Consider the following 23,989-nt stretch of genomic DNA (forward strand, 5'->3'; position numbering starts at 1 on the left):
AGCAGCGCAAAAGCGCTTTTTATGAATTCGTCTGCGAGCGGACGAAATTTATTATCATTATTGTCGCCTATTTAAATAATATATCAAATAGTTGAGTCAAATAAGCGGTGATTTTCAAGTCATCAATGATGAATAATAAGAACAAATCACTACAATAATGGCCGCAAATTACTCATTTTCTGCGCAAATAGTTAACGACCAACCGGGAACATCTTCCCAATAGCCACTTTCCTTTTCTAAATCTAATAACATCAATGCATTTTGCACGAGATATTCAGATGGTAAATAGATAGTCCAGTGCCCATCATCCGTTTCTATCCGTAACGAAGAAGGGATTGTTGTAGATTGGCGTTGATTATTTAACAAAATGGCTAGCCGCAAAATTTGGATAAGCGGCATAAATTGTTTTCTTTTAAATAAATTAAATTTAGGGATATCGTCATACTTAATAGCCCTACGATGATTACGTACTAATGTTGCCAGTAATAGTTGCTGTTCTTGGTTGAAACCCGGTAAGTTAGTATTTTGCAAAATATAAGCAGAATGGCGGTGCATACCACTATGATTAATACTTAAGCCAACTTCATGGAGCATAACCGCCCATATTAAAATGGATTCTAACTGTGGATTGAGTTGTTTAGGGTTTTGCTGCCCCCATTGGAAATAGAGCTCTTCCATCGTTTTTAATACACGTTTCGCTTGCTCTCTATCAATATTATAATGCTCAGCAAGGCTTAATGCAGTACGTTGACGGATATCTTGGTGACGGAAGCGGCCTTCCATTTCATATAAAACACCTTCACGTAATGCACCGTCAGATAAACGTAACTCTTTAATTTCTAATGAATCAAAGACGGCAAGTAAAATGGCTAAACCTGGGACAAATACGTGTTTACGTTCATTAGAGAGGCCCAGTATATTTAGTGAGCTAAATGACTTATATTTTAATGCCATTTGCTTGATTTCGATAAGGCGTTCACGGGTGATAATACCGTCTTTATAGCCTAATTCTTGTATTACACTATGAGCAGCTTTGATGGTGCCCGAGGCACCCATCGCGACGTCCCAAGTTTGTTTCTTAAATAAAATCGCAGTGCTTTCTAATTTTAAGCAAGCCCCTAGGTAGGCGCGATTAAAAAATTCAGGGTTGATTTCTTCATTTGGGAAGTAAGTGCGAGCAAAGCTCACACAACCCATACGGCGGCTTTCAATCAAAAGCGGTTCAAACTTCTCACCAATGACTAACTCAGTTGAACCACCACCGATATCAAGTACTAATTTGCGGCCTTTTTCGGGTTGGGTGTGTTCAACGCCCATAAAAATCAATCGAGCCTCTTCTTGGCCTGAAATGATTTCAATAGGATAGGGCATGATTTCTTTTGCGCGTTGCAAAAATAGTTTCACATTCGTTGCGACACGTAATGAGTGTGTGCCAACAATACACACGTTCTCAGGGGAAAATCCTTGTAACCGTTCGGCAAACAACGCGAGGCAGGCAAGGCCCCGTTCCATGGCTTCTTCACTTAATTCATTGGTATCACTTAAGCCATCGGCAAGGTGAACACGTTTTTTCAAACGAGTGAGAACTTGCAATGCACCGTTGACAATACGAGCAATGACCATATGAAAACTATTGGAGCCTAAATCTATAGCCGCAATTTCTTGTGGTCTCGGTGTTGAGGCGTTGGTTATTGGCATATTTTTAAGCTCTTGTATCAGGTATTTCGATTGATTTTAAATAATCATACACAGCAAGCTGGGCTTGGATTTTTCGTTTATTTCCGCGGGGAACATAATGATTACTTAAATCTTTGTCAACATAACGTGCTTTTACGGTATCGCTAAATTGCAGCTCTAAAATATCCAATACCCGTTGTTTTAAATGCGGGTCGACTAAACTAACGGCAACTTCAATGCGGTAGTCAATATTGCGCGTCATCCAGTCAGCGGAGGAAATAAAGACTTTTTCGTCACCCGCATTGGTGAAAACATAGACACGGTCATGCTCAAGAAAACGGTCAACAATGCTGGTTACCTGAATATTTTCACTATAGCCGACTTGACCCGCCACTAAAGAGCACATTCCTCTGACTAATAAACGAATTTTGACACCTGCATTGGAGGCATCATACAGTTTGTCGGTCAATTCTTTATCGACTAGATTATTAATTTTTAATGTGATGCCACTGGGGCGTTCAGCGAGTGCATTTTCGATTTCTTGGTCAATTAAGGCCATTAAACGAATCCGTGTATTTTGTGGAGATACCATTAAATTATCGAAAGTCACTGGGCGATAGGGGTTTTCTATAAAACTAAATACCCGACGAACTTCGTTGGTGATCAGCTCATTTGCTGTGAGTAGCGAGTAATCGGTATAAAGCCGAGCGGTTTTTTCATTAAAATTACCCGTACCAATGTGAGCGTAGCGAACGATTTGCCCTTCTTCCATACGCGAGATAATAAACAATTTCGCGTGGATTTTAAGCCCTGGCGCGGAGAAAATAACATGCACGCCGGCTTCGGTTAACCGTTTTGCCCAATGAATATTGGCGGCTTCATCGAATCGAGCTTGTAACTCAACGACCACCGTGACTTTTTTTCCATTATGGGCAGCATGAATGACGGAATCGATAATGCGTGAGTCTTTCGCAACACGGTAAATATTAATTTTTATCGACAATACATTCGGGTCAAAAGACGCTTGGCGCAATAATTCTAAAGTATGTTCAAAGGTATAGTAGGGATAATATAACAGCACATCGCGTTCGCGAATGGCATCGAAACCGTTACGGAAATTATCAAACCAGCGGTGACGCAGCCTTGGTAATGGCTTGTTTAATAGGTTTTTATTTCCTTCATTAGGGAAATTAATAAAGTCTTTAAAATTGTGGTAGCGGCCACCGGCAATCACGGAGTCATCGCTGGATAGCCCCAGTTTTTCACGTAAAAGAGCAACCATTTCGTCAGGCATATCACGCTGATAGACAAAACGGACGGGCTCTGCGGTTAAACGCTGTTTTAATGTGGACGACATTATCTCGAGTAAGCTCGATTCCATCTCTGTTGCGATGTCATACTCTGCATCACGCGTCATTTTCATCGAATAAGCATTAAGCTTATCGTAATCAAAGAAGCCTTTGAAAATTTCATCCAGTGTATAGCGAAGGATATTATCAATTAGGATCATTGATTTGCGACGCTTTGGCATTTCCGGCGGTAAGTTAACAAACCGAGGCACTTTATCAGAGGGAATTTCCAATAGCGCATACTGAATGTGATTGCCATTGATGATTTCAACGGCAAGGTACGTGTAGTCATCTTTTAGAAACTCAACCAGATTGGTGTCAGGATTAATTAATATTGGCGTAATATGCTGGCGCAGGTTCTGCCGGAAATATTGACGTAACCAAATCTGTTGGCGAGGCGAAATTTGACGTTCGTTAATCAAGAATATTTGATTGCGCGCCATTTCTAATAGCAAATCATTATAGAGAATATCGAACTCTTGTTCTTGTTTGGCAACTCTTGACTGAATTCTCTTTAACAAGTGGCGAGCACCACTTGCCGAACCCCGTTCTTCATTAATTAAAATACGGCGTTTAACGTCGGCGAAGCGGACTTTATAAAACTCGTCTAAATTATTGGAATAAATACCCAAAAAACGCATTCGCTCAATAAGAGGGTTACGCTTGTCGGCTGCTTCTTGTAAAACACGCTCGTTAAAAGACAGCCAGCTTAACTCTTTTTCATGATAGAGACGTTCTTGGGACATTCTAACTCCATATTAGACTCTTGTTACTTTGTGGCTATGATACCAGCCAGTTAGCTAAATGTGTTGTTTAATTGCTTTATCTTGGGTAATAACACTTTCTGGATTAGCAGATTGCTGTTTCATCGTAAAATATTGCTGCTGAAAAATACACATACGGATAGCGGTGTGATAACGACCATTGACAAAGAACTCGTCGATCAGTTCGCCTTCAGTATGGAAGCCTAGTTTATTATAAATATGGATAGCTTTGACATTTTCTTTATCAACAATAAGATAAAGTTTATATAAGTTTAGTACAGAAAACGCGTAGTCCATTGCTAATTGCGCAGCGCGACTCGCATAGCCATGCCCTTGATGGCTCGGTGCAATGATAATCTGAAATTCAGAGCGTCGGTGAATATAATCAATCTCTACCAATTCGACTAGGCCCACTTTCTCACTGTCATTTTCAACGATAAAGCGGCGTTCAGACTGGTCATGAATATGTTTATCGTAAAGATCGCTTAATTCAACAAAAGCTTCGTAAGGTTCTTCAAACCAATAACGCATAACACTGGCATTATTATCAAGCTGGTGAATGAATGCTAAATCTTCACGTTCAAGTGGGCGCAACCTAAACGGATGAACTTGCCCGGTTGTCATAAAAATACCTCTATTTAGTTAGGAAAAATGTGTTGTTCTTCGATTACAAGGATAACATTTATTTACGATAAAATAATGACACAGCACAGAGAGATGATCACCTTGTTGAAAAATAATTCATTTTACTTAGGGGGACGCTGTTTAACTCAATACAGTTCTATGTTATTTCCATGTGAAATACGACGAAAAAAGGGTGGATATCCACCCTTAAGTTTATATTTTTCGCTGTCACGAAGGTTACTCGTTAGCATAACCTTGTTGCGGTAAAATTTGGTTATCTAACACAGCGTTACCTTTTTGCATTGTTAATCGGCCACTGATGAACCATTCAACAACTAATGGGTAAATCGCATGTTCTTGAGCTTTAACCCGCTCGATAATATCTTCTTCGCTATCTTGTTCAAAGATAGGTACTTTGGCTTGTAAAATAACCGGCCCGCCATCCAGCTCTTCGGTAACGAAATGCACCGATGTGCCATGTTCTTTATCCCCATTTTCCAGCGCCTTACGGTGTGTATGTAAACCGGGGTATTTAGGTAGCAAAGAAGGGTGGATATTGAGTAATTTTCCAGCAAAGTGGTTGACGAATTGGGCTGATAAGATACGCATAAAACCCGCTAATACGACTAAATCAGGCTGGAATTGGTCAACCTGCGCGAGTAGTGCAGCATCATATGCTTGGCGGTCAGTATATTGTTTCGCATCTAAATAACAGGCTGGGATCCCAGCCTGTTGTGCTCGAACAAGCCCATAAGCATTGGCTTGGTTGCTGATAACAGCAACAATTTGAGCGCCAATTGCCCCAGAGCGACAGCTATCAATTAATGATTGCAAATTACTGCCACTGCCAGAAATGAGGACAACTATTTTTTTCATTAGCGGATCACAACCTGCTCTTCACCCGCAGGTAATGCACCAATTGTACCGATTTGCCATGCGTTTTCACCAAGCTTGTTCAACAGAGCAAGTGCATTTTCGACTTCTTGCTGTGGCAGAGCAATAATAATCCCCACACCACAATTGAAGGTACGGTACATTTCATGGGTACTAACATCACCAGCTTGCTGTAGCCAATTAAAGACTGCGGGCCATTGCCAGCTGCTGCCGTCAATAATCGCTTGTGTGTTGTCAGGTAGTACGCGAGGAATATTTTCCCAGAAACCCCCACCGGTTATGTGTGCAATGGCGTGGATATCGCTATTTGCGATCAGCTCTAATACATTTTTAACGTAAATGCGTGTTGGCTCTAATAAATGGTCAGCTAAAGGTTTCCCATCTAATTGCGTTTCTTCTGGGTTGGTTTGACTGACTTCAAGGATTTTGCGAACCAGCGAATAGCCATTTGAATGAGGGCCGCTAGAAGCTAAAGCAATTAAGGCATCCCCAGCACTCACTTTGCTGCCATCGATGATTTCTGAGCGCTCAACAACACCCACACAGAAACCGGCTACATCGTAGTCTTCACCATGGTACATGCCAGGCATTTCAGCGGTTTCACCGCCAACTAATGCGCAACCAGATTGTTTACAGCCTTCTGCAATACCTGTAATCACGCTAGCAGCGGTATCGACATCCAGTTTACCTGTTGCATAATAATCAAGAAAGAATAGAGGCTCTGCGCCTTGGACGATCAGGTCATTGACACACATAGCCACAAGGTCAATTCCAATGGAGTCATGACGTTTTAAATCCATTGCTAAGCGTAATTTGGTACCGACACCGTCAGTGCCTGAAACTAAAACAGGTTCACGGTATTTTTGCGGTAGGGAACATAATGCACCGAATCCCCCAAGCCCCCCCATAACTTCTGGGCGGCGGGTTTCTTTTACGACACCTTTAATACGTTCAACCAAGGCGTTACCCGCATCAATATCAACACCGGCATCTTTATAGCTGAGAGAGGTTTTATCAGTCACTACGGCCCCCAAGGCAATTACATTTTTGAGAAAAATAACATCATTGACATTATTCTAACAGGCTAGGCAAACGTTTGCGATAGCTTTGTGTTGGAAATTTTTGGGTACCACAATCAAAGAATAGGAGAACGTTATAGAAGCCGTACAGCAAAATAATAAATGATTTTATTTAAATCAAATTTGCGGTTTAGCCAATTTCAACTTAACTGAGATAAGGTATAATTCTAAAAAAAATTGTGTTAATCGTTGTTGTTTTGACCAAAATCAAGCGTTATCTAGTGGCAACCAAAGCTAAAAGAGGTATAATCCGGCGATTTTTTTGTCCGCCGCCGTCTTAAATAGTAGGAGAAACCCATGAAGATCGTTGAGGTAAAACACCCTCTCGTTAAACATAAACTCGGCCTGATGCGAGATCATGATATAAGCACAAAACGCTTTCGTGAACTGGCCTCAGAGGTTGGTAGCCTACTGACTTATGAAGCAACTGCTGACCTTGAAACTGAAAAAGTGACTATCGATGGTTGGTGTGGTCCTGTAGAAATAGAACAAATTAAAGGTAAGAAAATCACTGTAGTACCAATTCTCCGTGCTGGTATTGGTATGATGAATGGTGTATTAGATAGTATTCCAAGTGCACGTATCAGTGTGGTGGGTGTTTATCGTGATGAAGAAACACTACAGCCAGTCCCTTATTTCCAAAAACTTGCATCTAACATTGAAGAACGTATGGCATTAGTGGTTGACCCAATGTTAGCGACGGGTGGCTCAATGATTGCTACCATTGATTTATTAAAAAATGCGGGTTGTACCTCGATTAAAATCTTAGTACTTGTTGCAGCGCCAGAAGGTTTAAAAGCGTTGGAAGCTGCGCATCCAGATGTTGAATTATATACCGCTTCAATTGATGAGTATTTAAATGAAGAGGGGTATATCGTTCCGGGTCTCGGTGACGCGGGCGACAAGATATTTGGTACTAAATAATGATAAGCCGACTGAGAAGTCGGCTTTTTTTTGATTAATTGTAGAGACTCACTGCTTATTCAGTGATTAGCCATTTCGCTAAAAGAGGATAAAGTCACATGACTCGTCGCACCATCAGTGTTGAAGAAAGACCACCATTATTACAAACTATCCCACTGAGCCTTCAACACCTGTTTGCTATGTTTGGCGCAACCGTTATCGTACCGATTCTGTTTGGTGTAAACCCCGCGACAATTTTGCTGTTTAATGGAATAGGAACGCTGCTGTACTTATTTATTTGTAAAGGGCAAATTCCGGCTTATTTAGGTTCAAGTTTTGCATTCATTTCCCCTGTGTTGATTTTATTACCATTAGGTTATGAATTGGCACTTGGCGGCTTTATCATTTGTGGCGTGTTGTTCTGTATAGTTGCGCTGATTGTTAAAGTTGCAGGAAGAGGGTGGATCAACGTTATGTTTCCCCCAGCGGCAATGGGGGCAATCGTAGCTGTAATTGGTTTAGAGCTTGCTCAAACCGCTGCAGGTATGGCAGGGCTATTGCCTAAAGATGGTGCAGTGGTAGATTCAAACACGTTAATTATTTCCCTGACCACATTATCAGTCACTATTCTCTGCGCGGTCGTTTTCCGTGGGTTTTTATCTATAATTCCAATTTTGATTGGTTTTTTAGCGGGTTATGCATTGTCCTATTTTATGGGTATTGTAGACTTTACCCCGGTTATTGAAGCGCCATGGTTTGCTATCCCAACATTTTATACACCACGCTTCGAATGGTTTGCTATTTTAACCATTTTACCTGCGGCCTTAGTAGTTATCGCTGAGCACGTAGGGCACTTAGTGGTCACGGCGAATATTGTTGAGCGTGACTTAATGAAATCGCCAGGTTTACATCGCTCAATGTTTGCGAATGGCTTCTCGACGGTGATTTCAGGTTTCTTTGGCTCGACACCGAATACGACTTATGGTGAAAATATTGGGGTAATGGCAATTACCAAGGTATACAGCACATGGGTAATTGGCGGAGCCGCAATTATTGCTATTTTATTATCTTGTGTTGGTAAATTAGCTGCTGCTATCCAATTAGTGCCGGTTCCTGTCATGGGCGGGGTTTCACTCTTATTATACGGGGTAATTGGTGCATCAGGTATTCGTGTGTTGATTGATTCAAAAGTTGATTATAACAAGCCACAGAATTTGATTTTAACCTCAGTAATTTTAATTATTGGTGTTAGTGGTGCGGTTATCCATATCGGTCAAGCGGAACTTAAAGGTATGGCACTGGCGACGATTGTCGGGATCTTTATGGCACTATTGTTCCGTTTTATAACATTTGTTAGGCCTGAAAAGCAATTTGTAACATCTGAAGTGCAAGAGCTTGATAGCAATAAAAAATAAGCCATGTGACTTTTCCTATTGCCGTTCGGTTGATCGAGCGGCATTTGCTCACCGTTCTTATTCATCTATCCGTGTTTTTTATGGTAAACTGCTAGATGAAAATTGATTTGTACAGCCAGAGGCGCTTCTGAACACACCATCACAGCTTTCATTACCACTATATCTGCCAGATGATGAAACCTTTGCAAGCTTTTATGCAGGGGAAAATGGGGCGTTGCTGTCTGCTATTCAGTCTGCTATTAATCAACCACACGGTAGTTATATCTATTATTGGTCGCGAGAAGGTGGTGGAAAAAGCCATTTATTGCATGCGGCTTGTGCTGAACTGTCTGAACAAGGCATTGCAGTAGGCTATGTCCCTTTAGATAAACGTGCATATTTTGTCCCTGAAGTACTAGACGGTATGGAGCATTTATCACTCGTTTGTATTGATAATATTCAGTGCATCGCGGGTGATGAAGAGTGGGAAATGGCGATTTTCAATTTATATAATCGTATTTTGGAGATTGGCCGAACTTGTTTATTAATCACTGGGGATAGGCCACCTCGGCAAATCGAACTGAAATTACCTGATTTAGCCTCTCGCCTTGATTGGGGACAAATTTATAAACTGCATCCACTGAGCGACGAAGATAAAATTTGGGCACTGCAATTACGTGCTCGTATTCGTGGTTTCGAATTACCGGAAGATGTGTGCCGTTTCGTATTAAAACGTTTAGATAGAAAAATGGGAACCTTGTTTGATATCTTAAACAAACTTGACCACGCATCCATCGTTGCTCAGCGCAAATTAACGATCCCTTTCGTAAAAGATATTCTAAAACTTTAGTAGACTAAACGAGTTGGCAGCCGCATAGCTGCCAAAATAGTGACTATAAGATTTCACAGACTTGCTCAGGCGGGCGGCCTAAGCGTGCTTTATCACCATTAACAACGATAGGGCGTTCAATCAACTTAGGGTTCTCATGCATCGCTTTAATGAGTTGGTCCTGAGTTAAGCTGTCATCGTTTAAATTCAATTCCTTATACAGCTCTTCTTTGGTGCGCATTAATTGACGAGCATCTTTAAAGCCTAACATTTTAAGGAGTTTTTTGATCTCAGCTACCGTTGGGGGTGTTTTTAAATATTCGACCACCGTGGGAGTGATACCCTTATCAGTTAAAAGGGCTAGGGTTTCACGACTTTTAGAACAACGTGGGTTGTGGTAAATCTTAATCGAATCCGTCATTATTTTAACTCCTTACGGTTTTGCATTTTTGTCACGTAATTGTAGTTTTCTAAGCGCATCAATGCGAGCGTCATAACGCTGTTGTTCATAGCTGCCTAAACGGCTTTGACGGCTAGCATCGCTGAGATAATTAATCGCAGTGTCATAATTACCCCGTAATGCCATTCCTTCTGCGTAAGCGGCGAGTTCTTCTGTACGTTTACCTTGCTTTGCAGACGCTTCAGCCAGTAAATCCCAGCCAATCGGGTCATCAGGGTAATCAAACGTATATTTATTCAACAAGGTTGTTGCTTCTTTATATTGATGATTATTAATTAATGCGTTGGCAAGGTTAACAATGAAAACAGTATTTTTCGGTGTTTTTTTCAATGCGTTTTGTAAACGCGAAACTGCTCTAGCAACTTGATTTTGTTCGATATCGACATCCGTCATACTATCAATAAACCAAGGGTTATCAGGTTGTTTCGCTAATAGCTCTGTCAGGATTTTACCTGCTTCTGCATATTTTTTGTCCTGAGAAAGAAGTAACGCTTTACCATATTGTGCCGCAATTTGCTCTTGTGCAGAACCTTTCCCGTAATTTTCAATAATTTGGTCTAAGGCATGTTTTTGCTCGGTGCTATACATGGCCAAAATACGAACGCGAGCTAACATAAAATCCAGTGATGATGGCACACTCACTTTAGGATATTGATTAGAGCGGTTTCTTGCATCCGCTAAACGGCTATCCGGTAAGGGGTGCGTTAATAGGATTTCAGGGGGCTTCGACATATAACGAGTTTGGTCTGACATCGTTTGCATAAAATCAGCCATGGCGTGTGGGTCAAAGCCAGAGCGCCTTAATGTCTGCAAGCCAATACGGTCAGCTTCTTGTTCATTGGCTTGGGTAAAGCTGATCATACCTTGTTGAACCCCAGCCATTGTTCCTGTTAAAGCGGCAAAACCGGCTTGAGGATTCGCCATCACTAACAGTAAAGAACCAATGGTTCCTGCAATCGCGAGAGGAGTGGTGCTTTTCTGGTCTTCCATCATTCGCGCAAGGTGTCTTTGCGTGACGTGAGATATTTCGTGAGCCATGACTGATGCGAGCTGGCTTTCATTTTGGCTGTACCGAAATAATGCGGAATGCAGCACGACATTCCCCCCAAAATAGGCATATGCGTTAATATTGGGGTTATTGACTAAATAGAACTTAAACGGTGTTTTAACTGAGTCGGCATTTTTTACTAAGCGCATGCCAAGTTTGTTAACATACTGAGTTAACAGTGGGTCATAAATAAGAGGGGTACTGGCTCGTATTTGGCGTGTGATTGCGTCTCCCATAATAATTTCTTGGTTGATGCTAAGAGTGCCTCCCGCCGTCGTTCCTATATCGGGTAAGGTATCTTCAATTGCGCTATAAGCAGGTAAAACTGCACCGTTCATTAGCGCAGCGATCATGAAAGCCAATAATGGATATTTTAAAGTTTTCTTCATGAAACGTGAGTATCCCATACAACATTTAAATTTAGGGTAAGTACCGACTTTATTTCGGGTATGTTTAAGTAAGGCACCTAAAAACGCGAAAAGTTTAAAACACATGATAGCAAAAGCTATCGTAAAATCTGTTCTTCGGTATAATTTTCGTTACTTTAGGAACTGTCCTTTGCACTAATTCCCCCAGGAGCAATAAATGCTGGAATTGTTTTTACAGTGGTATCGTCGGCGTTTTGCTGATCCACAAGCCATAGCCCTCTTTACATTACTCGTATCGGGGTTTGTGATCATCTTCTTTTTCAGCAGTATACTGGCTCCATTGCTGGCGGCAATTGCTTTAGCTTATTTACTTGAATGGCCAACCAATTTATTACAGCGTATAGGGTTATCTCGTTCAGTTGCTGTCGGCATTATTTTGACCTTATTCGCTGGAATAAGTGCCATGGTTATTTTAATTATTGCGCCGACGGCATGGCAGCAAGGGATTAATTTGATGGCCGATCTACCAAATATGGTTAACCGTTTCAATGAATTCGCACAGAAATTACCAGAGCAATACCCCGCATTAGTGGATGTTGGCATTATTGATATGATGGCAGATAACCTTCGTAGCCGCATGTCAGGCATTGCAGACTCAGTGGTTAAAGCGTCAGTTGCATCATTAATTGGTATTTTTACTTTGGCGGTTTACTTAGTTCTAGTGCCTTTGATGACATTTTTTCTTTTAAAAGATAAAGAACGTATCAGCAAAAGCTTTCTTAAGTTATTACCCAAAAATCGTTTGTTAGTGGGCAAAGTTTGGGTCGAAATGAATGAACAAATCACCAACTACTTACGAGGGAAAGTAACAGAAATGGTGATTGTTGGGGTGGCGACCTATTTATGTTTTGCTTATTTTGACTTGCGCTATTCCGTATTGTTATCGGTGCTTGTCGGAGTAGCGGTATTAATCCCTTATATTGGTGCGGTAGCGGCCACGATCCCAGTGGTTATTGTTGCGCTCTTTCAGTTCGGTATTGGCAGTGAATTTTGGTACCTAATGTTGGTTTACTTAGTGATCCAAGGTTTGGATAGCAACGTTGTTGTGCCTTTATTGTTTTCTGAAGCGGTGAATTTGCATCCACTAGTGATTATTTTATCTGTTGTGATATTTGGTGGGTTATGGGGCTTTTGGGGCGTATTTTTTGCAATACCATTAGCAACACTGATTAAAGCGGTCATTCACGTATGGCCGGAAGAGCCAACGGAATCACAAAACTAGGTTAGGAATAGTGCTGTATGGGGGCATACAGCACTAAGATGTGGCGATTAAGCGTGTGTATTAATGTAATCAAGCACGATTTCGTGGTGGTTACTGGTTTTAAAATTGTCAAAGACGTGTTCTATTTTCCCAGTAGGGTCAACGAGGAAGCTAATACGATGAATCCCATCATAGGTTTTCCCCATGAATTGTTTTTCACCCCAAACCCCAAATTGCTCACATACTTGGTGGTCTTCATCTGATAATAAAGTGAAGTTCAACATCTCTTTTTCAGCGAAACGAGACAGTTTCTCTGGTTTGTCTGTGCTAATACCTAATACTTCGACACCTTTCGCTTTAAGTGTATCCATTTCATCACGTAGACCACACGCTTGAACAGTACAACCAGGGGTCATCGCTTTAGGATAAAAGTAAACTAATACGCGCTGACCCTGATAATCAGAAAGATTGATGAGCTCACCATCTTGGTCAGGAAGGCTAAATTGAGGCGCCTTATCACCGGCTTTCAATGGGTTCATTACATATATCTCCGTTAACTTTGCATGTTGGGGTTGTTAACAATACTTATGTTGCCTTTAGCATTTAGCATTGTACACAGTTGTTGAAATTTATTTTTTATGATTATGCCATTATCGTCCAACGGGTCGTGTGCAGTAATCTGAATCTCCAGTTGAGCGGGCATATCATTATTGGCTGGTTGTGTTTTAGAAACAAGCTCTGCGATATTACACTGCGAGGTTGTGAATAAATTTGTGAATTGCTCGACAATACGGGGTGCATCGTCAACAACAACATTCACTGTTACTGTCGATGGGTAATAGGTTGTTTGAACACTCTGGGTTCTTTTCATTACGATGAGCAAATCGAGCTCGGCGCCCTTAGGTGGCAATGTCGCCTCTAAAAGGGTGATAGCATTCCAACTGCCTGAAAGCATCATAATGAAGGTAAATTCCTTGCCAAACATCGCTAAGCGACTATCTTCAATATTACAATCACACTCGCTGACTAGCCGTGTAATAGTATTCACAATGCCCGGACGATCTGTTCCCAGCGCAGTAATGACAAGAAATTGCTGTTCAGTCTTAGGCAAAGTCTATTCCTTAGTATTTTAATTATGTCAGTTAAACATTTGATTAGAATATAGCAGTAAAATTCTAGCACTAAAAACTGACTGACTATGAAGGTAAGGAAACCATAAAAAAGACAATCTGCCAAGAGGGGAAATAGACTCTTGCGAGAAATATCAGTGAATTATTACTTCTATTTAAGTTAATGTGCTCGGCATTAACAAAATTCATTAAATTCTTGCTGTTGGGTGGTTTTCTTCTTTGAAATGAAAAAGTAACATGGTAGTTCAATTATTGAGGGGGTATCGCTATGGCTAATGGAAACGCAAATTATAAAGATTTTTTAACGGGAAGCATTGTTGCAGTTATCACACCAATGGATTCGGCGGGGCGTTTAGATAAAGCCAGCTTAAAAAAATTGGTGGATTATCATGTTGAAAGCGGAACAACTGCGATTGTTTCTGTTGGTACAACTGGCGAATCAGCAACCTTAACGCACAAAGAACATGTGGATGTCGTGAAAGCGACACTTGAATTAGCGGATGGCCGTATTCCTATTATTGCAGGAGCAGGCGCAAATGCGACAGCTGAAGCTATTTCGCTGACAAATGAGTTTGAAAACAGTGGTGTAGTTGCTTGCCTGACGGTAACACCTTATTATAATAGGCCTTCTCAGGAAGGGTTATATCAACACTTTAAAGCAATTTCAGAAAACACGAGCTTGCCACAGATTCTTTATAATGTACCATCACGGACTGGCTGTGATATGTTGCCTGAAACCGTTGGGCGTTTAGCAAAACTGGCGAATATTGTTGCAATTAAAGAAGCAACAGGGAACTTAGCTAGGGTTCATCAAATCAAAGAACTGGTTGATGATAATTTTGTACTGTTAACAGGTGATGACGCAACAGCACTTGATTTCATGCAACTGGGTGGTCAAGGCGTTATTTCAGTCACATCCAACGTTGCGGCACCACAGATGGTAAAAATGTGTGACTTAGCGCTTGCAGGCAAATATACTGAGGCGCGTGAATTAAATAAAAAACTGATGGGGCTTCATCTTCAGTTATTTGTTGAACCAAATCCAATTCCAGCGAAATGGGGCTGTCATCGCTTAGGCCTGATTGCAGATGGTACATTACGGTTGCCAATGACACCGTTAACCACCTCGGGCCAGCAAAAAGTTGAGGAAGCCTTGAAGCTCGCTGGGTTACTGTAAAATTTAGGGAATTTTAATGGCAACATTATTGCAAAAATCGAAGGTTATGAAGGTTGCTGGCCTGTCACTTGTCGTGTTACTGGCAGCCTGCTCCAGCGATCAGCGCTATAAACGTCAGGTCAGTGGTGATGAGGAATATCTCAATGCTGCGCCATTGAAAGTGTTGAATGTGCCACAAGGGCTGACATTACCAGAACAAAATGGTGAGTATGATATCCCTAAAGCCACATCAACAGGGGCAATAGGGAAAGCGTTAGACATTCGTCCGCCAGTACTGACAATTTCGCAATTAGCGGGTTCTCGTACAGAGGATAGCGCTCAAGCAAGTCGTTTGTTGCTAGAAAATACACCTGAAAATAGTGCACTTTGGTCACAAGTTACGATGATCTTAGAGCAAAGAGGTATTCCAGTTTCATCTAAAGATGATGGTTCTCGCTCAATTGAAACCGATTGGGTCAAATGGGATCGTGCAGATGAAAACGTACCGATTGAGAGTCGCCATAAAGTAACAGTGCAACCAGAAAATGGTATGATGGCGTTAACGGTAACCAGCTTAGGCTTACGTCAAGGTGGTGAGACCATTACCGATGTTGTCGAAACTCAACGTTATAACAAACTGTTATTGAATGAATTAACCGATAACTTATATACGTTGCGTGATACTTCAAACAAAAATAGCATCCAAAATGCTTATGGTATCATTGATGTTCAAACAGGTAGTGATGATACTGGCTTACCTTTAGTTGTTGTTCGTGCGCCATTTGATGCGGTATGGGAACGCTTACCACACACCTTAGAAAGTGTTGGCATGAAAGTGGGTGACCGTACACGTTCAAGTGGTTCTGTGATGGTGACTTATAAAGGTTTAAGCAGCTCAGAATGGCAGGCGTTGGGCATTGATGACCCAACTGTGCCAGAAGCGGATTATAAAGTACAGGTCGGTGATTTAAATAACCGTAGTACACTGCAATTTATCACCACCAAAGGTGTTCCTTTAACACAAAAACAAAATGATGAAATGGTTGCTGCACTGAAAGCGGCGTTTAGTAAAGCACCAGCCAAAAAGCAATAATTCAACATTTTTAGATGACTAATTAAACCGTAGCTTAAATACAAGCTGCGGTTTTTTTATTTAAATTGGATGGGTTTGTATTGGGGTAAAGATATTAAGCTTCATACGCATAGGCTGGTGGTTATCAGCTCTGTATTTTGTTTATTTAATGCTTATCGTAACCTATATGCTTAGTTAATTATTAATTAGCATTCCATCAGTTTCAATTTTCCTTCTCTGGAAGGCTAATTTTATCTTTCATGTTTTCACTTAAAACAAATGGACAAAAAATCAGTATTTATGGTTAAGTAATCGTTTGCGTCCGCTCCGGAATTTTATTATCATGATTAGCAGTCAATTATAAAATATTGAATATCAGCTAGTTAGCGTTTTACATGGTGAATTTCAGTAACTGACTGAAACAGAGCAGAAAATTAACAATGAATAGGCCATTTGAATGGTTTTTGTTCTTCTGTTACTTATCTGAATCTGCTGTGCAGGTTGATTTTTGTTTAGTTTAATCACATCCCTGGAGTGTGTAAGATGCAAAAGAAAGCTGAGTTGTATCGTGGTAAGGCAAAAACAGTCTATACCACAGAGGATCCTGATCTACTGGTTCTGGAGTTCCGTAATGATACATCAGCACTCGATGGTGAGCGTATCGAGCAGTTTGACCGTAAAGGTATGGTAAATAACAAGTTTAACCATTTCATTATGAGCAAATTAGAAGCAGCCGGTATTCCAACGCAAATGGAAGCATTATTGTCTGACACAGAAGCTCTAGTGAAAAAGTTAGATATGGTGCCGGTTGAGTGTGTAATCCGCAACCGTGCAGCGGGTTCACTGGTAAAACGCTTAGGTGTTGAAGAAGGCATGGTGTTAAACCCGCCTTTATTTGACTTATTCTTAAAGGACGATGCCAAGCACGACCCGATGGTGAATGAATCGTACTGTGAGACTTTTGGTTGGGTGAGTAAAGAAAATTTGGCTAAAATGCGTGAGCTAAGCTACAAAGCCAATGAAGTGCTCAGTAAAATTTTTGCAGATGCAGGGTTAATTTTAGTCGATTTTAAACTGGAGTTCGGCTTGTATAAAGGCCAAGTTGTCTTAGGTGATGAGTTTTCCCCAGACGGTAGCCGTTTATGGGACAAAGAAACACTGAATAAAATGGATAAAGACCGTTTTCGTCAGAGTCTTGGTGGTTTAATTGAAGCTTACGAAGAGGTCGCCCGCCGTATTGGCGTGCAGTTAGATTAATTAATTTCCTATAATTTGAATGAGATTTTAGCCTGCATTGCAGGCTATTTTTTTAGTTATTAATCGGGCGCGACTGTTGGTTAATAAAATGTGTGATCCATGATGAAAGAGTGGTATCAGTAGTATTTATTTGTAGTTGCTGACTAAGTGATATCAATGTCGGTGCAGGAAGTGGGCTTTCAACTTGTAACTCTGGATGGCTTAATATTTCCGTTGGTTGACCATCAGCGATGAGTTGGCCATTTGATAAATGCAATACGCGTTGAAAATGGCGAGCAACAAAATCAAGGTCGTGGCTAATAGAAACGACGCTTACCCCTTTTTCGCGTTGTAATGTCAGCCAATCTTCGAATTTTCGCATCCAAAAGGCATCAAAGTCACGGCTTGGTTCATCAAGTAGCAATAGTTTAGGTGAAACAGCCTCTAAGCAGGCAACAGCAACCATCCTGCGTTGGCCTGCATGTAAATCTAAAGGGTGTTTATCCGCCACATCGGATAAGTGGCAAATTTCAAGTGCTTGCTGTACTCGCGCTTGAATATCACGTTTATGATGTTTTTGGCGTTTTAAACCAAAAGCAATTTCATCACGTACACAACTATGAAAAATTTGTTTCTCAGCTTCTTGGAATAAGATCCCAATATGGTTAGCTCTTTGTGGGGAGGAAAGAAGATTAAGCGGGAGGCGATCAAGCCGAATATCACCTTGTGTTGGGCGCAATAACCCCGCTAAAAGGCGCAATAGCGTTGATTTACCTGCACCATTATCCCCAACTACAGCGACCCATTCACCAGGGCGAATAGATAGAGATAAAGATTGTATGTTATCAATAGTTGAACTTGGCCAACGATAACTCAGGTTTTCAAGCTGTAACATATCGCTCCTTAAACATCTGTAGCAATTGTGCTTCATCGTGGGGAATATTTCCTTGCCAATACCCTAATTTGAGCAGTTCACCTACCGCGCGCCAAGCATCTGGCATATTGATTGTTTCAATGGCATCAAGAAAAACATCATTTAAACCACCTGTTGCGACCATTTTCCCAGCCTCTAAAAAGGTTTTACCCGTACTCAGCAAAAGGAATGAGTCACAGAAACTGGTGGCTGGTAATAAGTTGCGCTCAAAAAAAATAATGCTACAGCCTGTTTGTTCTGTATAGCGTTGTAATTGCGTTAAGATGCGTTGTGTTGCACTCGGTGTGAGCCGACTAAAGGCTTCATCAAGTAACAGGAGTTTGGGTTGCATAGCTAATGCGCTTGCTAACACCACTCGTTGCGCTTCACCGCCTGACAAGGTTGCAGGATGGCGCGTTCGCAGTGCCCCACAAAACGTCAGTTCAATGGCAAGCTCAACTCGCTCACTAATTTCGTCGGGTGTTAAACCGAGGTTCTCAGGCCCGAACGCAATTTCCTGTTCAACGGTAAACGCACAGCCTGAAAGTTGTAATTGGGGGGATTGCTGAACTAGTTGGCGTGATATAGACACCTGAACCACGGAGTTGTCAGCTAAGGGCGCTCGTAATATCTCTGCGGTTCCTTCGATTTTCCCCTGAATGAGGTCATTGTGCCAACCGGCGAGTATTTGCGCTAATGTGCTTTTTCCGCTGCCGTTACCGCCAAATATGCATAGCCATTGGCCTGCGTTTAGCTGAAGATCAATCGGCCCTAATAGGGACTGCTCCGCACCTTGTGGAATGAAGCGCATTTGTTGTAGATTCACCACCACAGAGAGAGACCACCTTCAATGAAAATTAACAGAACTAACCCATATCTAAGTACTGCTTGGAGTGAGCTATCTCTAGGCGGGTTTAATGTGGTGCGTTTGGCACAATAACGAAAACCACGCATATCTAACGCGGCTCCACGAATGCTTAGTTCACTTAAGGTATTACTGGCAAGTGGAAATAATAGGGCAGGTAACGATATAACACGTTGCCAAAAGCGCCCATCAAGAGGAACGCCTCTCGCTAATTGTGCTTCACGGATAGTGTTCAATTGCTGGCGAAATTGTTCTGCAAGTAATAACGGGCCCGCGAGTAGGTATGCAAAACTTGCAGGTAAACGGCTTGCAAACAAAGCACGAATGAAACGTTCAGTCGGTACATACTGCAGCCAAAGTTGAGAAGCGCTAATAATCGTTAATAACTTAAACCACAATGCCAACGCAAATTCAGGGCGGCTATTTTTTAATGTGGCTCCGGTTAATAGCTGAGCTAGCCAGCCACCATGAATTAACCAAAGCCCTGCCGCCATGGGAAGCATAATCCACGCAACTATTTTCCATCGGTGGCGTGCGGGCCGCCAAAATAATAAAACACCAAATGTGCTGCAACCTAGCAGAATTAATGTCCAGCTCAATGGTAAGAAAAGCGAGCTTACACTGAGCCAAAACCAAATTGTCAGCGAGGTAAATGGATGCATTTAACGGACCTTAGCCATATTTGGATAATTACGTTGGACACGTTCTGGTAATTGTCGAACCAATAACCAAGCAATAATGGCTGATGCGACTTTATCTGCAATATTGGCGCCTAATACTGTAATTGCCACCGATTCTAATAAGTTATCGCCAACAGCATGAAAATACGCGACAAAAAAGTCAGCGCCGCTACCGGTTGTTCCTGCAAACAAGTAAGTGCGAATGGGAACAGCAACGATCATCAACGCAAAAGTAATGACAACACCGGATAAAATCACTCTTGGTAAGGTGCGAAAACCACCTGCGCGAGCTAATAACCCAGCACTCAGGCCAATCATCATCGCGACAGGGGCGAAAGCCGCTGCAATTGGGCCGCTGAGTAAACCCCATAATAGATTTGTTAATAATCCACTCAATAGTGCAACCCAAGGGCCTGCTAATAATGCACAAATTAATGTTCCTATAGAATCTAGGAATATCGGCAGTTTTAACATTGAGCTTAATTGGCCAATAACCATATTAATAGCAATAGAAAAAACAATTAAAGTCAGTGTACGACTAGAAATAATCGACGTTTTACTCATGACAAAGTCATTCCTTACAGTAATGGAATAATAAAATTAGCGAGAAGTGATGATAAGCTCTTCATAACCAGACAAAAGGCAAGGTTCACGAGTGAAATTAACTTTTTCAAGTTCCCCAATAATCAGCTCTAATGTTGTTCTAACAGTACAACCCGGCATCATATGGCCACCGAGAACTTTTCCTTCTTCATCAGAGACAGACAAATGCAGGTGTTCGCCGTTGGCATCTAAAGTGCCAATTAATGAAACAATTTCGAATTTGCCTGTTGTGTGAAACGTGTTTTCTTGGCCGGCAAAACGCAGTGCGACATGAGTTAAGCTGCCGACGCTACTGGCAATAAATGCCGCTTGTAGGCCGTGTTGCTCAATTTTTCGTTTTAATGCTAAAAGCGCATCTTCTCCAGGCACTAAGCGGATAGCAATAAAACGAGCGTTTGAAAAGGGGGATAAAGATTGGTTCATATTGTTAATCCTAATCATTGTGCTTGCGCAGAGCGTCGCACAACCATGTAAATCATTAAAATTATAAATAATGCTAAGTTATGATTTTTCTGTATTAATTATTGGTGATTATTATACGTAATTGAGATGGATTGTCTGGTTGTAAAGGTATTTAGCACTATCTTCAGCAAAAGGCACCACAAGTTGGTTTTTATGATGATAAATATAAAAAAAATGCAGAAATAAAAAAATAAACAGTGATAAATATTCCGAATATTTAGCTTAAGTTTTGGTGGCGATGGGAGTTATCTGTATTGCCATGCTAATTTTATGTACAATTCGGCTTGTCACCGTGAAATATGCTAAGAAGACCTCTATTGAAAAGTATTAAATAGATAATAAAGAACAGCTAAAATGTCGCACTTGAGTTAATAAATTGTGCGGAAATAGTAAGGTTTTTTATTAATGAAAATATCGTTACCGTAAAAATAAAAAGAGTTGGCGTTAATATTTGCTTCTTTGATGATGAGCCAATAACATGTTTTTAAATCAGTCTATTTGCTGCTAATAAATTATAATTATGCGTTTTACAGGGATAAATCTATGAGTCATGTTGATCCAACATTAATCATTCTACTGGTATTAGCCGGGTTAGGTATCATTAGTCATAATATGACAGTCACTCTTGCGATGTTATTTTTATTGGTGGTCAGAATAACACCATTGAATAATTATTTTCCATGGGTTGAAAAATATGGCTTAACCATTGGGATACTTATCTTAACTATCGGTGTTATGGCGCCAATTGCGAGCGGTAAAATAACGGCAAATGAAGTATTGAGCTCATTTTTGAATTGGAAATCGATTCTTGCAATTGTCATCGGGATCGCCGTTTCTTGGTTAGGTAGCCGAGGTGTCACATTAATGTCCCATCAACCTTCTACTGTTGCAGGCTTACTTGTTGGAACTGTTATTGGTGTTGCTTTATTCCGTGGTGTTCCTGTAGGGCCTTTAATTGCTGCCGGGATCTTGTCACTATTAATTGGTAAATCATAGTATTACGATGGTGAAATTGCTTCCTGTTATTATCGAACAGCTACATATGGTTGGCATGCGTCGTCTTATGGTTCTTTCTGGTGACAGTGCGTGGGTGGAACAGCAACTCAACGAATTTCAGACAGCCATTGATGGCGACTGGTTAACCATTTCAGCGAATTTGCCACAAGGGGTTTCCCCAGAAAATGCACATCTATTATTGGGCCGTGAATTTTTACATGGCATCTTTGATGCGCGTAAAGGTTTTCATAGTGAAGCCCTAGCCATGCTTGCTGGCACGTTAAAAGCAGGGAGCTTGTTAGTTTTATGTACTGCACCTCAAACTGAGTGGGCGACAAATGCTGATCTAGACAGCCTACGTTGGAATGAACAATTGGGTCTAATTCCGACACCGAATTTTGTTCACCATTTGCAACGGACTTTCCAAACATCTTCCGATATTTTATTTTATAAACAAGGAGATGAGCCTGATTTTTCATTACTAAATAACAAACCATTATGGCAAGCACCGACAGGCCAGCCAACAGAACAGCAGCAACAAATAATTAGCCAATTATTAAAAGCAAAACATGGCATTTGGGGCTTGATAGCCCCGAGAGGGCGCGGAAAATCTGCAATAGCTGGGATGTTAATAAAACAATTTATGGGAGAGAGTTGGTGTTGTGCTCCCGCCAAAGTGGCGACGGAAGTTTTAAGTCGGCACGCAGGACAAAAGATTAATTTTTGGTCCCCTGATAACTTATTAGCGTACTGCCGCAGCAATGAAAAAATAACAGCAGATTGGCTAGTCATCGATGAAGCTTCTGCTATTCCTAATTATATATTACGTGAGCTGGTGGGGTATTTTCCCCGAGTTTTATTAACTACGACAGTCGATGGTTATGAAGGAACAGGGCGTGGATTTACGCTAAAGTTCTGTGCAAGTTTAGCCCATTTCACTTTACTACAACTTGATAACCCAATGCGCTATGCGGCTAATGATCCCTTAGAATTGTGGGTCAATGAGGCTTTATTGCTGCAAGAACCCACCACTCAAACGGTTCTTGCTGGAAATACTGAATATAAAGCGTTAACTCAGGCATCATTAGCGGAAAATAATGAGCAATTAAAAGCGTTTTATGGCTTATTGATGAGTGCACATTATCGAACGTCACCATTAGATTTACGACGACTATTGGATGCCCAGCAACAACATTTTATGGTGGCAAAAGCCGAGTCTGATGATTGTACCTATTTAGGTGCATTATGGATGGTAGATGAAGGACAGTTAACCGAATCATTGAGCTGGCAAATATGGGCTGGGCTTCGTCGACCAAGAGGAAATTTAGTTGTCCAATCTTTAGCAGCTCATAGTTATTTCCCCATTGCGGCACAATGGCTATCTCGCCGAGTGATGCGTATTGCCGTTGATGCGAACTACCGTAGGCGCCAAATTGGTTTAACGCTTTTAGAAAAACAGAAAGCAATTGCTACAGAGCAAGGGTTAGATTTTTTATCTGTTAGTTTTGGATTAACACCAGACTTAGTCGCATTTTGGCAAAAAGCGGGCTTTCGGTTAATACGAATAGGTTCGCATAAAGAAGCCAGTAGTGGCTGTTTTACCGCGATGGCTATTTTACCTATTTCAAACCGTGCATACCAACTTTGTGAACAAGGCGAATCCCGATTAAAACGTGACCTATATTGGCGCAGTGATTTACAAGAGTTTGCGTTCGAAACGGATCCACAGCAGCAACTAGTGACAGATGATTGGATAGAACTGATCGGTTTTAGTGAGTTTAAGCGCCCAATTTCGGCGAGTACAAGTGCAATTATGCGTTTATTGAGGGAAGAAACAAACGGGCTTCCTCTCCTCAGACGGCATTTTGTATTATGTGAACCTATCTCCAAGATTTGCGCGGATGTCGGTATTACAGGGCAAAAGCAATGGCTACAACGAGTAAGAGAAGAGGTTGGTATACAGGTAAAACAATACCAACCAGCACTTTTAGCTGAAATAAAGCAGAAAATTACTTCTTCTTGTCTTTAGGGCAATCGTCTTCATCATCCCAAAGATGGTTATTATCCTGATGCGGAGGGATTTCAGGCTTGTTATCTAAAAATTTTTTGGGGTCCAATTTCATCATTTCTTTGACTGAGTTCCAGATAAGCCCAACCAATAGGAGCAAGATTATCCACCAGTAGTCTGTCAACCATTGCATATTCACCTTCCATTCGTCATTCTTT

Annotated in this window: 24 protein-coding genes; 9 read left to right on the forward strand and 15 right to left on the reverse strand. The window is 41.2% G+C overall.

All coding sequences use genetic code 11. The features are described from left to right. Positions 1–168: 168 nt before the first annotated feature. The 5 genes from PSF31_RS16465 to purM all read right to left on the reverse strand — a co-directional run bounded on the left by PSF31_RS16465 (position 169) and on the right by purM (position 6,330). Positions 169–1,698 (reverse strand): exopolyphosphatase, encoded by a 1,530-nt coding sequence (locus PSF31_RS16465; protein ID WP_004253535.1) that lies wholly within the window; start codon positions 1,696–1,698, stop codon positions 169–171. Between the two features lie 4 nt (positions 1,699–1,702). After that, complete coding sequence (gene ppk1 / locus PSF31_RS16470) at positions 1,703–3,772, reverse strand: polyphosphate kinase 1 (protein ID WP_096863894.1); 2,070 nt, start codon at positions 3,770–3,772, stop codon at positions 1,703–1,705. Positions 3,773–3,826: 54 nt separating this feature from the next. Further along, positions 3,827–4,414 carry a spermidine N1-acetyltransferase gene (gene speG, locus PSF31_RS16475; RefSeq protein WP_004253538.1) on the reverse strand — a complete coding sequence of 196 codons (588 nt, stop codon included), beginning with the start codon at positions 4,412–4,414 and terminating at the stop codon, positions 3,827–3,829. A 237-nt stretch (positions 4,415–4,651) separates the two neighbouring features. Next, on the reverse strand, positions 4,652–5,290 hold the full coding sequence (purN, locus tag PSF31_RS16480; protein WP_096863895.1) for a phosphoribosylglycinamide formyltransferase: 639 nt from the start codon (positions 5,288–5,290) through the stop codon (positions 4,652–4,654). Continuing rightward, positions 5,290–6,330, reverse strand: coding sequence for a phosphoribosylformylglycinamidine cyclo-ligase (gene purM / locus PSF31_RS16485; protein ID WP_004911381.1), 1,041 nt, complete (start codon positions 6,328–6,330; stop codon positions 5,290–5,292). The genes purN and purM overlap by 1 nt, the downstream gene beginning before the upstream one ends. Positions 6,331–6,684: 354 nt before the next feature. On the opposite strand from purM, the gene upp reads away from it, so the two are divergent. From upp to hda, 3 genes are all read left to right on the forward strand, one after another. Next, complete coding sequence (gene upp / locus PSF31_RS16490) at positions 6,685–7,311, forward strand: uracil phosphoribosyltransferase (protein ID WP_004253541.1); 627 nt, start codon at positions 6,685–6,687, stop codon at positions 7,309–7,311. 98 nt (positions 7,312–7,409) lie between these two features. Further along, positions 7,410–8,705 carry a uracil permease gene (gene uraA / locus PSF31_RS16495; protein ID WP_004253542.1) on the forward strand — a complete coding sequence of 432 codons (1,296 nt, stop codon included), beginning with the start codon at positions 7,410–7,412 and terminating at the stop codon, positions 8,703–8,705. Positions 8,706–8,832: 127 nt separating this feature from the next. After that, positions 8,833–9,534: a DnaA inactivator Hda gene (hda, locus tag PSF31_RS16500; protein ID WP_036957653.1), complete on the forward strand. Its 702-nt coding sequence runs from the start codon at positions 8,833–8,835 to the stop codon at positions 9,532–9,534. A 43-nt stretch (positions 9,535–9,577) separates the two neighbouring features. Here hda and arsC read toward each other — a convergent pair whose 3' ends face one another. Together arsC and PSF31_RS16510 are read right to left on the reverse strand one after the other, a co-directional pair. After that, complete coding sequence (gene arsC / locus PSF31_RS16505; protein ID WP_094960485.1) at positions 9,578–9,934, reverse strand: arsenate reductase (glutaredoxin); 357 nt, start codon at positions 9,932–9,934, stop codon at positions 9,578–9,580. A gap of 12 nt (positions 9,935–9,946) precedes the next feature. Further along, positions 9,947–11,410: a beta-barrel assembly-enhancing protease gene (locus PSF31_RS16510; RefSeq protein WP_036958108.1), complete on the reverse strand. Its 1,464-nt coding sequence runs from the start codon at positions 11,408–11,410 to the stop codon at positions 9,947–9,949. 196 nt (positions 11,411–11,606) lie between these two features. On the opposite strand from PSF31_RS16510, the gene PSF31_RS16515 reads away from it, so the two are divergent. Continuing rightward, on the forward strand, positions 11,607–12,671 hold the full coding sequence (locus PSF31_RS16515; protein ID WP_004253547.1) for an AI-2E family transporter: 1,065 nt from the start codon (positions 11,607–11,609) through the stop codon (positions 12,669–12,671). Between the two features lie 47 nt (positions 12,672–12,718). Here PSF31_RS16515 and bcp read toward each other — a convergent pair whose 3' ends face one another. Both bcp and PSF31_RS16525 read right to left on the reverse strand, forming a co-directional pair. After that, positions 12,719–13,189 carry a thioredoxin-dependent thiol peroxidase gene (gene bcp, locus PSF31_RS16520; protein ID WP_004253548.1) on the reverse strand — a complete coding sequence of 157 codons (471 nt, stop codon included), beginning with the start codon at positions 13,187–13,189 and terminating at the stop codon, positions 12,719–12,721. 14 nt (positions 13,190–13,203) lie between these two features. Beyond that, positions 13,204–13,761 (reverse strand): glycine cleavage system transcriptional repressor, encoded by a 558-nt coding sequence (locus PSF31_RS16525; protein WP_004253549.1) that lies wholly within the window; start codon positions 13,759–13,761, stop codon positions 13,204–13,206. 287 nt (positions 13,762–14,048) lie between these two features. Between PSF31_RS16525 and dapA the strand changes: the two genes are divergently transcribed. The 3 genes from dapA to purC all read left to right on the forward strand — a co-directional run bounded on the left by dapA (position 14,049) and on the right by purC (position 17,265). After that, positions 14,049–14,957, forward strand: coding sequence for a 4-hydroxy-tetrahydrodipicolinate synthase (dapA, locus tag PSF31_RS16530; protein WP_004253550.1), 909 nt, complete (start codon positions 14,049–14,051; stop codon positions 14,955–14,957). A gap of 16 nt (positions 14,958–14,973) precedes the next feature. Next, positions 14,974–16,029 carry an outer membrane protein assembly factor BamC gene (bamC, locus tag PSF31_RS16535; RefSeq protein WP_004253551.1) on the forward strand — a complete coding sequence of 352 codons (1,056 nt, stop codon included), beginning with the start codon at positions 14,974–14,976 and terminating at the stop codon, positions 16,027–16,029. Between the two features lie 522 nt (positions 16,030–16,551). Beyond that, on the forward strand, positions 16,552–17,265 hold the full coding sequence (gene purC / locus PSF31_RS16540; RefSeq protein ID WP_004911363.1) for a phosphoribosylaminoimidazolesuccinocarboxamide synthase: 714 nt from the start codon (positions 16,552–16,554) through the stop codon (positions 17,263–17,265). Positions 17,266–17,317: 52 nt separating this feature from the next. On the opposite strand, the gene PSF31_RS16545 is transcribed toward purC, so the two are convergent. The 5 genes from PSF31_RS16545 to PSF31_RS16565 are packed head-to-tail and all read right to left on the reverse strand — an operon-like array spanning position 17,318 to position 20,728. Then, entirely contained in the window at positions 17,318–18,139 is an 822-nt protein-coding gene (locus tag PSF31_RS16545) for an energy-coupling factor ABC transporter ATP-binding protein (RefSeq protein WP_096863896.1), read from the reverse strand. Next, positions 18,126–18,989: an energy-coupling factor ABC transporter ATP-binding protein gene (locus PSF31_RS16550; protein WP_096863897.1), complete on the reverse strand. Its 864-nt coding sequence runs from the start codon at positions 18,987–18,989 to the stop codon at positions 18,126–18,128. The genes PSF31_RS16545 and PSF31_RS16550 overlap by 14 nt, the downstream gene beginning before the upstream one ends. Next, positions 18,980–19,684: an energy-coupling factor transporter transmembrane component T gene (locus PSF31_RS16555; RefSeq protein ID WP_096863898.1), complete on the reverse strand. Its 705-nt coding sequence runs from the start codon at positions 19,682–19,684 to the stop codon at positions 18,980–18,982. The genes PSF31_RS16550 and PSF31_RS16555 overlap by 10 nt, the downstream gene beginning before the upstream one ends. Further along, positions 19,685–20,266, reverse strand: a complete 582-nt coding sequence (locus tag PSF31_RS16560; RefSeq protein WP_036957659.1) for a membrane protein — start codon at positions 20,264–20,266, stop codon at positions 19,685–19,687. It lies immediately after the preceding gene. Between the two features lie 36 nt (positions 20,267–20,302). Further along, positions 20,303–20,728: a PPC domain-containing DNA-binding protein gene (locus tag PSF31_RS16565; RefSeq protein ID WP_096863899.1), complete on the reverse strand. Its 426-nt coding sequence runs from the start codon at positions 20,726–20,728 to the stop codon at positions 20,303–20,305. Between the two features lie 582 nt (positions 20,729–21,310). Here PSF31_RS16565 and PSF31_RS16570 point away from each other — a divergent pair. After that, entirely contained in the window at positions 21,311–21,763 is a 453-nt protein-coding gene (locus PSF31_RS16570; RefSeq protein WP_004253572.1) for a DUF441 domain-containing protein, read from the forward strand. 7 nt (positions 21,764–21,770) lie between these two features. After that, positions 21,771–23,792, forward strand: coding sequence for a tRNA(Met) cytidine acetyltransferase TmcA (locus PSF31_RS16575; protein ID WP_096863900.1), 2,022 nt, complete (start codon positions 21,771–21,773; stop codon positions 23,790–23,792). On the opposite strand, the gene PSF31_RS16580 is transcribed toward PSF31_RS16575, so the two are convergent. Next, on the reverse strand, positions 23,773–23,964 hold the full coding sequence (locus PSF31_RS16580; protein WP_096863922.1) for a YpfN family protein: 192 nt from the start codon (positions 23,962–23,964) through the stop codon (positions 23,773–23,775). The two genes, PSF31_RS16575 and PSF31_RS16580, sit on opposite strands and share 20 nt — an antisense overlap. Positions 23,965–23,989 lie beyond the last annotated feature (25 nt).

This window comes from Providencia sp. PROV156, from assembly GCF_028480905.1.
Classification (GTDB): domain Bacteria; phylum Pseudomonadota; class Gammaproteobacteria; order Enterobacterales; family Enterobacteriaceae; genus Providencia; species Providencia hangzhouensis.

What these genes read in the sequence shown, in the direction of transcription:
- PSF31_RS16465 (WP_004253535.1), bottom strand. Translation starts at nt 1,698, where the DNA reads ATGCCAATAACCAACGCCTCAACACCGAGACCACAAGAAATTGCGGCT.
- ppk1 (WP_096863894.1), bottom strand. Translation starts at nt 3,772, where the DNA reads ATGTCCCAAGAACGTCTCTATCATGAAAAAGAGTTAAGCTGGCTGTCT.
- speG (WP_004253538.1), bottom strand. Translation starts at nt 4,414, where the DNA reads ATGACAACCGGGCAAGTTCATCCGTTTAGGTTGCGCCCACTTGAACGT.
- purN (WP_096863895.1), bottom strand. Translation starts at nt 5,290, where the DNA reads ATGAAAAAAATAGTTGTCCTCATTTCTGGCAGTGGCAGTAATTTGCAA.
- upp (WP_004253541.1), top strand. Translation starts at nt 6,685, where the DNA reads ATGAAGATCGTTGAGGTAAAACACCCTCTCGTTAAACATAAACTCGGC.
- uraA (WP_004253542.1), top strand. Translation starts at nt 7,410, where the DNA reads ATGACTCGTCGCACCATCAGTGTTGAAGAAAGACCACCATTATTACAA.
- arsC (WP_094960485.1), bottom strand. Translation starts at nt 9,934, where the DNA reads ATGACGGATTCGATTAAGATTTACCACAACCCACGTTGTTCTAAAAGT.
- PSF31_RS16510 (WP_036958108.1), bottom strand. Translation starts at nt 11,410, where the DNA reads ATGAAGAAAACTTTAAAATATCCATTATTGGCTTTCATGATCGCTGCG.
- PSF31_RS16515 (WP_004253547.1), top strand. Translation starts at nt 11,607, where the DNA reads ATGCTGGAATTGTTTTTACAGTGGTATCGTCGGCGTTTTGCTGATCCA.
- bcp (WP_004253548.1), bottom strand. Translation starts at nt 13,189, where the DNA reads ATGAACCCATTGAAAGCCGGTGATAAGGCGCCTCAATTTAGCCTTCCT.
- dapA (WP_004253550.1), top strand. Translation starts at nt 14,049, where the DNA reads ATGGCTAATGGAAACGCAAATTATAAAGATTTTTTAACGGGAAGCATT.
- bamC (WP_004253551.1), top strand. Translation starts at nt 14,974, where the DNA reads ATGGCAACATTATTGCAAAAATCGAAGGTTATGAAGGTTGCTGGCCTG.
- purC (WP_004911363.1), top strand. Translation starts at nt 16,552, where the DNA reads ATGCAAAAGAAAGCTGAGTTGTATCGTGGTAAGGCAAAAACAGTCTAT.
- PSF31_RS16545 (WP_096863896.1), bottom strand. Translation starts at nt 18,139, where the DNA reads ATGTTACAGCTTGAAAACCTGAGTTATCGTTGGCCAAGTTCAACTATT.
- PSF31_RS16555 (WP_096863898.1), bottom strand. Translation starts at nt 19,684, where the DNA reads ATGCATCCATTTACCTCGCTGACAATTTGGTTTTGGCTCAGTGTAAGC.
- PSF31_RS16560 (WP_036957659.1), bottom strand. Translation starts at nt 20,266, where the DNA reads ATGAGTAAAACGTCGATTATTTCTAGTCGTACACTGACTTTAATTGTT.
- PSF31_RS16565 (WP_096863899.1), bottom strand. Translation starts at nt 20,728, where the DNA reads ATGAACCAATCTTTATCCCCCTTTTCAAACGCTCGTTTTATTGCTATC.
- PSF31_RS16570 (WP_004253572.1), top strand. Translation starts at nt 21,311, where the DNA reads ATGAGTCATGTTGATCCAACATTAATCATTCTACTGGTATTAGCCGGG.
- PSF31_RS16575 (WP_096863900.1), top strand. Translation starts at nt 21,771, where the DNA reads ATGGTGAAATTGCTTCCTGTTATTATCGAACAGCTACATATGGTTGGC.
- PSF31_RS16580 (WP_096863922.1), bottom strand. Translation starts at nt 23,964, where the DNA reads ATGCAATGGTTGACAGACTACTGGTGGATAATCTTGCTCCTATTGGTT.